We start from the raw sequence: 10742 nt of genomic DNA, 5'->3' as shown, positions 1-10742 counted from the left end.
TGGAACGCCGTCTTCACCACATAAACGCCCCAACCCCTGCATTCCACTCCCAGCCACCACACGCACCCACGCTGACCACACGACCAGGAACCGAGTGTCGGCGGCCAGTGAAAGATCCCCATAGGTGGCCATTTACCGCCCCGCTGGTGGCCGGGGTTCTCCCGTGGATGGCCAGATATCTCCCCGCTGATCATGACGAGACGCTGGTCGGCGAGGGTCGGCGGCGTGAAACGCGGCAGGGAGATCGTGGAAATCTTGGAGGCGTACGACCTCACGGGTAGTTACCGTGCGGCGGCCGAGCTGGCCGGGTGTGACCATCACATCGTGGCCCGGTATGTGAAGTTGCGGGCCGAGGGGCGCAGCCCCGAGGAGCGGACCCAGCGGGCTCGGCCGATCGACGAGTTCATGGACAAGATCGAGGAGTTGGTTGCCCGTTCGGGTGGCCGGGTCCGCGCTGAGGTGGTGCACCGGCGGATCACCACGATGGGCTTCGCCGGCGGGGAACGCACCACCCGCCGGGCGGTCGCCGCGGTGAAGAAGTCCTGGCAGGCCGGGCAGCGGCGGGTGTTCCGCCCGTGGATCCCCGAGCCCGGTTTGTGGCTGCAGTTCGACTGGGGCGAGGGCCCGCGCATCGGCGGCCGGCGGACCACGTTGTGGTGCGCGTGGCTGCCCTGGTCGAGGTTCCGGGTGGTGATTCCGGTGCTGGACAAGACCCTGCCGACGGTCGTGGCCTGCCTGGACGCGACACTGCGGCGGCTGGGCGGGGTGCCGGCCTATGTGTTGACCGACAACGAGAAGACGGTCACGGTGGAGCACGTTGCGGACATCGCGGTCAGGAATCCGGAGATCGTGCAGGTGGCCCGGCATTACGGGATGACGATCCGCACCTGCGTGCCGGCGGACCCGCAGTCCAAGGGCGGCGCCGAGAACACCGTGAAGATCGCCAAGGCGGACCTGGTGCCGACCAGCGCGAACCTGCTCGGCCAGTACCGCACGTTCGCTGAGTTGGAGGCGGCCTGCCGCGACTTCACCGACGAGGTCAACGCGCGGATCCACCGCGACACTCGACGCCGCCCGGCCGAGGCTCTCCTGGAGGAACGCGATCGGCTGCACCCGCTGCCGGCGCAGCCGTTCACGGTCGCGTTCGGCACCACCCGTCGGGTGAATTGGGACTGCACCATCTCCGTCGACGGGGTCCGCTACTCGGTCCCGCACCACCTGGTCGACAGCCGGGTCTGGGCCCGGTTCCACGGTGACGAACTCATCGTCACCGCCGTCGGCGACACCGGGCCCGTCGAGGTCGCCCGCCATCCGCGGGCCCAGCCCGGCCGCCCGTCGATCCGAGATGAGCACTACCCGCCCCGATCACGACATTCCGAGACGGCTGATCGGGTGTCCCGGGCTCGCACCGCCGACGAGGCCGCGTTCCTGGCTCTCGGTCCGGGCGCCGCCGCGTGGCTGGTCGAAGCCGCCGCGGCTGGGGTTCGTGGGGTCCGCCGCAAGATGGCCGAAGCCGTCGCTCTGGCCAAGCTGCACGGCGCCACGCAGGTCGATCGGGCCCTCGGGACCGCGGCACTGGCGGGCCGGTTCGCCGACAACGACCTGATCCGCATCCTGGCCCACCAACGCGACGACGACGCCCCAGCCACTCGGGCCAGTGAAACCCACAGCCTGCAGCCAGGCACCTCTGCCTGGTCGACCTTCGGCACGACGACTGGAGAACAGTGACCATCACCCCGTTGCGGGTCACCGGCGCAGCCGGTGACCCGCTGACCGAAGCGATCGAGCTCACCCGGCGGCTGAAACTGCCGCACCTGCGCCGGGCGATGGCCGATCTGATCCCCACCGCGAAAGCGCAACGCTGGGACCCGGCCGAGGTCGTGCGAGTCCTGCTGGCCGAAGAGGCAGCCGGCCGGGACCAGGCCAACCTGCGCACCCGCCGCAAACGCGCCGCGTTCCCGGCCGGCAAGACCTTCGGCGACTGGGACGAACAAGCCTCATCGATCCCACGGCCGACCCAGGACGCACTGCGCAGCCTGGAATGGGTGCAACGCAAGGAAAACCTGTCCATCTGCGGCCCGTCCGGCACCGGCAAAAGCCACTTCTGCGAGGCCCTCGGCCAGGCCGCCGTCGAGGCCGGCATGACCGTCGCCGGGTTCATCATCGAAGACCTCGGCGTCATGGTCCGCCGCCACCGCCCCGACGACTCCGTCGCCCGAGCCATGACCAGGCTGATCCGCACCGACCTGATCATCATCGACGACATCGGCCTGCTACCGGTCTCCCCGGACGCCGCCGAAGGGTTCTACCGCCTCGTTGACGCCGCCTACGAGCGGCGCAGTCTCGCGGTCAGCTCGAACCTGCACCCGTCCGGCTTCGACGAGATCATGCCCAAGACCCTGGCCACCGCGACCGTCGACCGGCTCCTGCACCACGCCCACGTCGTCGTGACCCAGGGTGACAGCTACCGGTTCAACCAAGCCACCGCAGGGCAGGGCGTTAAAGCCTTGCACTGACCCCAACACCACCCACGGCGGGGAACTATCTGGCCGCCGCTGGGGAAAAACCATGGCCGCCAGCGGGGAAAACTACTGGCCGCCTACGGGGAGATCTGATTGGCCGTTGACAACCGAGAACGCTGGGCAGACCAGCAGCACAACCACACCCTCGGCAAGACCACTTCCCTCAATCGATCACCGGATCACTCCGGAGCTGATCCACGGATCGAGGCTAAGATCCCGACCGGGGCCACCCCGGAGCGGCAGCGACCCGGCCCGTGAGCCGAGCACGGCCCGCGGTCTCGCAAAGTTGATCGGGGAGTAGTCGCGCACCGTTTTCGGCAGATCCGTGCACCGCTGGGACAAGCGACCTTCATCAACGTTCACGCAGAGTGACTTGGCGCTGTGTTGATATCGCGGCCTCAGGCACGGACTGGCCAGCAGTCGCTTGAAAACCGGCATCAACCGGTCGTTTTGCTCGACTGTCACGTAGCGCGCCATGGGCGGCTGCAAGCTGCTCTCGCAGCTCGGCGGGGAGTTGCCCCCTGGTCCTGGACACTTGAACCTTGGATCGTGATGGTCCGGGGAGATCAGGAGTCCCTGACAGATGGTGAACAAGCACTACCCGCCGAGTTCAAGGCCGACGCGGTCGCGTTGTACAGGTCGAGGCCGGGGGCGACGATCGCGCAGATCGCTGACGATCTCGGGGTCAACCGGGAGACGTTGCGTAGCTGGGTTCGCGCCGACGATCAACGGCGGGGCGCCACGGCCGGTCCGGCGGCGTCGGCGGTGAGGCCGCAGGCGGCCGGATCGGTTGAAGATGAGAATGCCGCGTTGCGGCGGCGGGTCCGGGAGTTGGAGGAAGAACGGGACATTCTGTGGAAGGTGGCCCGGTATTTCGCCGGGGAGACGCCCTGGTGAACCGCTTCCAGTTCGTCGCCGACCATCAGCAGCGCTACGGTGTGAAGCGGTTGTGTCAGGTCATCGGCTCTGGTACGGAGACGGTGGTCGTGGTGTCTGTTCTATGCGAGCAGGATCCGCTGTCGCAGGAGCGGGAATGCGGCTCGGCCGTACATCTGCCGTTTCAGGAACTTGACCTTGGTGTTGGCGCCTTCGATCGGGCCGTTGCTGTAGGGCAGGGTGAGGCCGGCGACGACGGCTGGCAGGTCCATCCGCAGGCCGTGAATGTAGGCGTGCAGTGCCGGCAGGTCGTCGGCTTCCACCGCGCTCATCCAGCCGTCCAGGTCGTGGCCCCGGCGGGCGGTGAGCAGGGCGGCGAACTCGCGTACCCGGTCGGCGAGAACGGTCAGCTGCAGACATGGCGCGAGCAGATCGTCGAGGTGACTGCGCTGCTGGGCGGGGAGTTTGTCAGGTGCGGTCATCAGCCAGGCGACCAGGCGCGCGAATCTCGGTCAGCAGCCGGGTCACGGCCACGTTGGGCTGCTCGGCGAGCCGACGGCGAAGGTGGTCGCGGTAGGGGTCGACCAGCGTCGGACGGTATTTCGCCGGTCGTTGCAGGTCCTCGGCAGTTCGGCGCGGGCATACCGTTTGACGGTGTTCAGTGCCCAGCCGAGCCGACGGGCGCATTCCAGCAGGCCGACGCCTTGGCCGAGCAGGGCGTGCACAGCGGCGTGCCGGGACTTGGTGCGCTCGTCGAGCACCTTGGTCTGCCGGGACGGGCCGGCGTGCCAGCAGCGGCTGTGCGCGATCACGGTCTTCTCGACCGCCTTGACCAAGTTGTGCCACAGATGCCAGCGGTCAGCCACCTGCACCGCGTGCGGTGCCCCGACGCGGATGGCCTCCGCGTAGGCCGCGGAGCCGTCGCTGCCAGAGCCAGGTCATCGGTGTATCCCGCTCGAGCTACTACTACTGGCGCTCGGCCGCCACGGCCCGGGCCGCCCGAGAGGCTGCGGACGTGGCTCTCGCGGGCCGGATCCGGGCGGTGCACACGGCTTACGACGGCACCTGTGGGGCACCACGGATCACCGCCGCGCTGCGCGATGCCGGCCTGGCGGTCAACCGCAAGCGGGTCGCCCGGGTGATGCGCCGCTTCGGCGTGCAGGGACTACGACTGCGCCGACGCACTCGTACGACGGTGTCGGACCCGGCCGCGGCGAAGGCTGCGGACCTGATCGGCCGGGACTTCACCGCCCCCGCGCCGAACCAGCGTTACGTCGGCGACATCACCTAATGGCAGGGCCGGAGAGATTTTCCGGTGCCCGGAGACGACTGGCAGGGGCCCCTGAGATATCACCGGCCCAAGATCGGGTGCAAGGTGTGGGTGAGCCGCTGGCCGGTGTCCACTCGCATGATGCACACGGCCGTCGAGGCCTGAAGGTAGACGGTGGTCCTGCCAGTCGTCGGGTCCGTGATCGGCTTGTGAGATGCCGCGCCATTGAGCGCTTCCATTAGGTCGCCGCGCGTGCCCTCGGGCTCAACTTGTTGTTGACCACGAAGGGGACCCGAGTGCAGATCACCTGCGGCATCGACTGGGCCGAGCAGCATCACGACGTGGCGGTGCTCGACGCCGACGGCAGCGTGCTGGCCCGGGCCAGGATCGACACCGGCGCGACCGGATTCTCCCGCCTGATGTCCCTGTTGGCCGAGCACGTCGACGACGCCGACCAGCTCGCGTCGGTGCCGATCGGGATCGAGACCGACAAGAATCTGCTGGTCGTCGCGTTGCAGGCCGCCGGGATGACCGTGTTCGCGATCAACCCGCGGGCGGTCGCCCGTTACCGGGAACGACACGGGCAATCCGGTAAGAAATCCGACCCGGGCGACGCGTTCGTGCTGGCCGATCTGTTGCGCACCGACCGGCACCAGCACCGGCCGTTGCCCAGCATCAGCGTCCACGCCTCGGCGATCAAGACGCTGGCCCGTCAGCACCAGGACGCGATCTGGTCGCTCAACCAGACCGTCAGCCGTCTGCGGTCGCTGCTGCTGGAGTTCTACCCGCAAGCGCTGCGCGCTTTCCCGAACCTCAAACACAAGGCGGCATTGGCGGTCTTGAGCGCCGCCCCGACACCCGAAGCCGGGCTGCGACTGACCGCCCGCCGCCTCGCCACGCTGCTGCGCCGCTGCCGGCGACGCAACGACCCGTCCCTGGCCGAACATGTGCTGAGCGCCCTGCACAGCCCCGCACTACGGCAGCCCACTGCCGTCGAGGCCGCCTACGGCGTCACCGCCCAGACCCTGATTGCCATCGTCGTGGCGATGCAGACCGCCGTCGAAGAGCTCGAGCAAGCGTTGACGGCCGAGTTCGACCAGCACCCGCTCGCCACGATCCTGCGTTCAGCTCCAGGGCTGGGCCCGGTCCTCGCGGCCCGCGTCCTGGCCGAAATCGGCGACGACCCAACCCGCTTCACCACTGCCGCGGGCCTACGCGCGTTCGCCGGAACTGCACCAGTTACCCGCGCTTCGGGCCGATCGCGTTACGTCAAGGCCCGCAAAGTGCGCAACAAGCGCCTCGGCGACGCCTGCCATTGGTGGGCCTTCGTCACCATCACAAAATCCGCCGGCGCCCGCGCACACTACGACCGCCGCCGAGCCGCCGGAGACCACCACAACGCCGCCCTACGCAACCTCGCGAACAAGCTCATCGGACGGCTCTGGTGGTGCCTACAACACGACGAAACCTGGAACGAGAACACCGCGTGGAACATCGACATCGCGACACCCGATCCGAGAACCGCTTGACATCTGACCCGCGTGGGATGTCTACCTGCCGGTGGGTGAGCGCGGGTTCCTCTACCTGGCCACCGTCATCGACCTGCACTCCCGGCGCCTCGCGGGCTGGGCGATCGCCGAGCACATGCGCACCGACCTGGTCATCGACGCCCTCCACGCCGCGCAGCGCACCCGAGGTGGCAGCCTGCACGGGGGCGATCATGCACACCGATCACGGAGCCCAGGGCAATACACCTCTCGGGCCTTCGCCGCCGCCTGCACGGCGGCGGGGGTCCGGCAGTCGATGAGCGCGGTCGGTAGCTCCGCCGACAACGCCGCCGCGGAGTCGTTCAACGCCACCTTCAAACGCGAAACCCTCCAGGGCCGCCGCGCCTTCACCGACGAACGCGAAGCACGACTCGCCGCGTTCCGCTGGCTGCACCGCTACAACACCATCCGACGCCACTTCCGGCTCGGACAGCAATCACCGATCACCTACGAGAAGAACACCCGGCCGGCACCGGCTACGCTGGCCCCGGCCGCATAACCCCGTGTCCAAGATCAGGGGTCAAGCCCGTGTGGCTGCTCGGCATCGCGGCCGGGCGTGGCCCGGTCGGGCGGGCTTGGGCAAAGACCTGTTGCGCTGCGTACATGTTGCTTGAGAGGCTCTGACCTGGGGAGGTACGACCGCGACGGAGATTGGGGGTGGGTCGGTGTTCGAAGCGCCGTCGGTTCCGTTCGTTGGTCGCGCCGACGCTTTGCGGGTTCTTGAGGGTGCCTACGCGGCGGTGCGTGATGAGCGCAGGCAAGGCACGGTGCTGATCTCGGGTGAGGCGGGGATCGGGAAGACACGGCTGCTGCAGGAGTTCTGCGCCCGACGCCATGACGCCCTGGTGCTAGTGGGTAAGTGCCTGGAGGCCGGCGACGAGGCGCTGCCGTACGCCCCGTTCGTGGGCGTGCTGCGTCAGGCGGCGCGGCGGTTCGGTGTCGACAAGATCCTCGAACGCCTGCCGGCCGGCACAGCCGGGGATCTCGCGCTGCTGTCACATGAGTTCGGCGCTGTCGCCACCGACGGTGACGGCAGTCGGATTCGGCTCTTCGCGGCCGTGGTTGGCTGCGTCGAGGCGCTCGCCGTCGATCGGCCCGTGGTGCTGGTGATCGAGGACGCGCACTGGGCTGACGGCGCCACGTGGGACCTGTTGCGTTTCGTGCTGCGCACCCTCGATGAGGCTGCGGTGCTGACGTTGGTCACCCACCGCGACCTTCCGTACGGCCACCCCGCTCGGCCGCGGCTGGTGGAGGTGCGGCGAAGCGAGACCGTGGCCGCCCTGGAGTTGGCCCGGTTTACCGATTTTGAGGTCGCCGAGCAAGCCAGCGCCATCCTCGGCCGCCGTCTGGAGGGGCCGGCGCTGCGCGAGTTGGCAATCCGCAGCGGCGGCGTTCCACTGTTCGTCCAGGCCCTGCTGGCCGAGCCAAACAGAACCTCGGGGACCATGCGCGACCTGCTCCTGGTGCCTGTCGAACGCCTGTCGGCGCGTGCACAGCAGGCGGTGCGTCTGGCCGCGGTGGCGGGTCCGGCGATCTCCCATAGTTACCTGGTCCTGGCCGACCAGGGCGACGAGGCCGACCTGGAGGAGGCGCTGCGGGAAGCGGTCCACGCCGGGGTGCTGGTGCCCACCGGCGACGGATACGCGTTCCGTCACGTGCTGGTCCGCGACGCCGTTTACGAGGCGCTCCTGCCTGGCGAACGGGTGCGGCTGCATCGGCGCCTCGGCCAGGCCGCCGAAGACCTTGGCGAGGTGGGCTCGCCCGCCGAGGCGGCCCGACATTGGCATGCGGCGGGTGACCTGCCACGGGCGGTGACGGCCACCTGGCAGGCCGTGGAGTCAGCGCGGGCCACCTACGCCCACGCCGCGCAGCTGCGGTTGCTGGAGCGCCTGCTGGAGATGTGGCCCCGGGTGCCCGACGCCGAGGACCGGATCGGCAAGACGCGGGCGGAGTTGCTGCGCGACGCCGTCGAGGCTGCACACGAGAGCGGCGAGCCGGAGCACGGCCTGAGGCTTGCCGATGAGGCGCTCGCCGTCGCCCGCGCGGCGGGGATGCCGGTGGTGGCGGCGCGTGTGTTGGAGCGCCGAGCCCGGATCCTGCGGCATCTGGGCCTGCCGGGCCCGGGCGACGACCTGCGGGCGGCGCTCGATCTTGTGCCGGCGCAGCCGCCGACCGCGCTGCGCGCCAGGCTGGTCGCCTACCTGGCGCAGCGGTACTACGTGGAGCGCGATCTGCAGCGCGCCCGCGACCTGGCCGAGCAGGCCCTCGCCGCCGCGAGCCAGGTCGGCGACCCGTACGCCGAGGCGCACGCGATGACCACGCTGGCGAGCATGGACGGTGAGGAGGGGCGAGTCGACGCGGCCCGTGACAGCTTCCGTTCGGCGCGCGAGGTGTCGCGGCGCATCGCGGTGCCCATGCTGGCGGTGCGGGCCGACATCGAGGAGGTCGACCTCCTCACCATCCGGGGCCATTATGTGGACGCGATCGACCTGGCGCAGCGCGGCCTGCGCCGGGCCGCCGAGGCGGGCCTGGCCCGCACGCTCGGCGTGCGGGTGGCGACCCCCCTGGTCGAGTCGATGCTTGCCGTGGGGCGGTGGGACGAGGCACTAGAGGTGCTAGGCCACGCTGAGGAACTCGCCCCACCGGCCGGGTACTTCGCCGCCCTCCTCGGACTGCGTGGCCAGATCCTGGTGCGGCGTGGCGACGTCGACGGCGCAGAGGCCGTCGCGCGGCAAGCCCGGGATCTGGTGCCCAACGGGTACGACACGCCGTGGGAGCAGTACTTGCAGACCCTGCTGTGGGCGGAGGTCTCACTCGCTAGGAATCGCCCCGCGGAGGCGGTCGCTGCGGTGCTCGAGGCGCTCGACGCCCACCGCGCCGACCTGGAGCCGCGATACGCGTGGGCGGTCCTGCATGCCAGCGCACGCGCGCTCCACCGGGCCGGTCCGCACCTCGACACGACCGGCGAGGCGCGGCAGAAGCTGGCGGCGACGGCCGAGGGGCTGCCCGCGCGTACCCCGTGGGAGGAAGCGTATCGGGCCTCTTTCGGCGCCGAGATGGCCACTGCTGCCGCGCGCGGCGAGGCCGTGGAGCATGCCCTCTCCGCGTGGGAGAAGACCGGGCTGCCACATCCAACGGCGGCTGCGTTGCTGGAAGCGGCCGAGGTCGCCGCGGCCGCCGGCGACCGGGCGTTGGCCGCTGCGCGGCTGGCGCGGGCCATCCAGCTCGCCACGACCATGACCGCGCGGCCGTTGCTGGAGGAATGTCACTCGCTAGCCCGCCGGGCCCGCATCGAGATGCCCCGTCAGGAAAGCGCGGGCAGCGTCACCGGTCAGTCCGCGAACCCGTTCGGCATGACGCAGCGCGAGATGGAGGTCCTCGAACTCGTCACCCAAGGACGAACCAACCGGCAGATCGCCACGGAGCTGTTCATATCGGTCAAGACGGCGAGCGTGCACGTCTCCCGGATCATCATGAAGCTGGGCGTAACCAACCGCGGAGAGGCGGCCGCGCTGGCCTACCGAATGCGGCTGTTCGAAGCGCGGCCGCAGCCATCCCGCCAGTGAGGCCCGCCACCACGGCTAGTGCCCTGACCACGAACGTTCGCGGTGTTGGGGTCAGGCTGCGCGGGTGGCGGGTGGCCCCAGCGTTGTTGTCGTTCGCTGCGGATGCGGGCGCGTTCGCGGCGTTGGGCGGCCAGGACGTCGGGGTGGTGGGCGTTGGCGTTGCGCCAGCGCAGGTAGGCCTGCAGCCGCCGGGTCAGGGCGGTGTGGTTGGGGTGGTTCGATCCGGCGATGACGAAGGTGCGTAGCGGCCCGAACTGGGCCTCGATCGGGTTGGCCCAGGAGGCGTAGGTCGGCGTGAAGCAGAGCTCGACCTTGTTCCGGGCCGCCCACCTGCGGATCTTGAGGCCTTTGTGCGCGGACAGGTTGTCCAGGATGACGTAGATCGGCGCCCCGTCCGGGCGGGCGGCGCGGATCGACTTGAGCGCGGCGAGGGTGTTCATGGCGCTCTTACGCCGCCGCACGACACTCCAGAGTTGATCGTCGCCGACGGAGTAGCAGCCGTGGAACTGCCGGACACCGTGCAGCTTGTGGTAGTTCGCGGGCAGCCGGCGCGGATGGCCCGCGGGCGCCCACCCGGCGCCGGCCTGCGGCCGGATCACCAGGGGCCCGAACTCGTCGAAGGCGAACGTCCGCTGCGGGAAATGGCTGCTCACGTACTCGATCCGGGCGAGCTTGGCATCCCGGTCGGGGCCGTGGACTCCTTCCACGTCTTGGTCCGCTGGAACGTGATCCGGTGCCGGTGCAGGAGCTGCCGCAGCCGCTCCCGCCCGATACGGATCCGCCGGGCGGCGTGAACGCGCAGGTGATCGGCGAGCTTGCGGATGCTCCAGCGGATGAACGGCCGCCCCAGTTTTCTCGGGGCGGGTGTTAGAGACCGTCGGGTAACCGGTTCGGGGCGTTGTGTGACGGCGAGACACGTCGATGTTGAGTGCTCGACAAATGGATCATCCCCGCCATGATC

6 protein-coding genes and 4 pseudogenes are annotated in these 10742 nt (G+C 69.6%); 7 read left to right on the top strand and 3 right to left on the bottom strand.

Going from position 1 to position 10742, the window contains the following annotated elements:
- Window positions 1-225 precede the first annotated feature (225 nt).
- From istA to AB0873_RS30670, 3 genes are all read left to right on the top strand, one after another.
- Window positions 226-1728: an IS21 family transposase gene (gene istA / locus AB0873_RS30680; protein ID WP_366604126.1), complete on the top strand. Its 1503-nt coding sequence runs from the start codon at window positions 226-228 to the stop codon at window positions 1726-1728.
- Between the two features lie 11 nt (window positions 1729-1739).
- On the top strand, window positions 1740-2516 hold the full coding sequence (gene istB, locus AB0873_RS30675) for an IS21-like element helper ATPase IstB (RefSeq protein ID WP_366604124.1): 777 nt from the start codon (window positions 1740-1742) through the stop codon (window positions 2514-2516).
- A 558-nt stretch (window positions 2517-3074) separates the two neighbouring features.
- Window positions 3075-3419 (top strand): transposase, encoded by a 345-nt coding sequence (locus tag AB0873_RS30670; RefSeq protein ID WP_366604128.1) that lies wholly within the window; start codon window positions 3075-3077, stop codon window positions 3417-3419.
- A gap of 101 nt (window positions 3420-3520) precedes the next feature.
- Here AB0873_RS30670 and AB0873_RS30665 read toward each other — a convergent pair whose 3' ends face one another.
- Together AB0873_RS30665 and AB0873_RS30660 are read right to left on the bottom strand one after the other, a co-directional pair.
- Entirely contained in the window at window positions 3521-3880 is a 360-nt protein-coding gene (locus AB0873_RS30665; RefSeq protein ID WP_366604123.1) for a transposase, read from the bottom strand.
- A 42-nt stretch (window positions 3881-3922) separates the two neighbouring features.
- A pseudogene (locus AB0873_RS30660) lies at window positions 3923-4309 on the bottom strand (hypothetical protein); the annotation flags it as partial.
- A gap of 23 nt (window positions 4310-4332) precedes the next feature.
- Here AB0873_RS30660 and AB0873_RS30655 point away from each other — a divergent pair.
- The 4 genes and pseudogenes from AB0873_RS30655 to AB0873_RS30640 form a co-directional block, all read left to right on the top strand.
- A pseudogene (locus AB0873_RS30655) lies at window positions 4333-4686 on the top strand (IS3 family transposase); the annotation flags it as partial.
- Window positions 4687-4964: 278 nt separating this feature from the next.
- Window positions 4965-6197: an IS110 family transposase gene (locus AB0873_RS30650; protein WP_366604121.1), complete on the top strand. Its 1233-nt coding sequence runs from the start codon at window positions 4965-4967 to the stop codon at window positions 6195-6197.
- A 22-nt stretch (window positions 6198-6219) separates the two neighbouring features.
- Window positions 6220-6714, top strand: a pseudogene (locus AB0873_RS30645) (integrase core domain-containing protein); the annotation flags it as partial.
- 166 nt (window positions 6715-6880) lie between these two features.
- Window positions 6881-9781 (top strand): AAA family ATPase, encoded by a 2901-nt coding sequence (locus AB0873_RS30640; RefSeq protein ID WP_366604119.1) that lies wholly within the window; start codon window positions 6881-6883, stop codon window positions 9779-9781.
- A gap of 74 nt (window positions 9782-9855) precedes the next feature.
- Here AB0873_RS30640 and AB0873_RS30635 read toward each other — a convergent pair.
- Window positions 9856-10631: pseudogene (locus AB0873_RS30635) on the bottom strand (IS630 family transposase); the annotation flags it as partial.
- Between the last annotated feature and the right edge of the window lie 111 nt (window positions 10632-10742).

This window comes from Micromonospora sp. NPDC047707 (assembly GCF_040704235.1).
GTDB lineage: Bacteria > Actinomycetota > Actinomycetes > Mycobacteriales > Micromonosporaceae > Micromonospora.
This window is presented reverse-complemented; position numbering and strand designations above follow the sequence as displayed.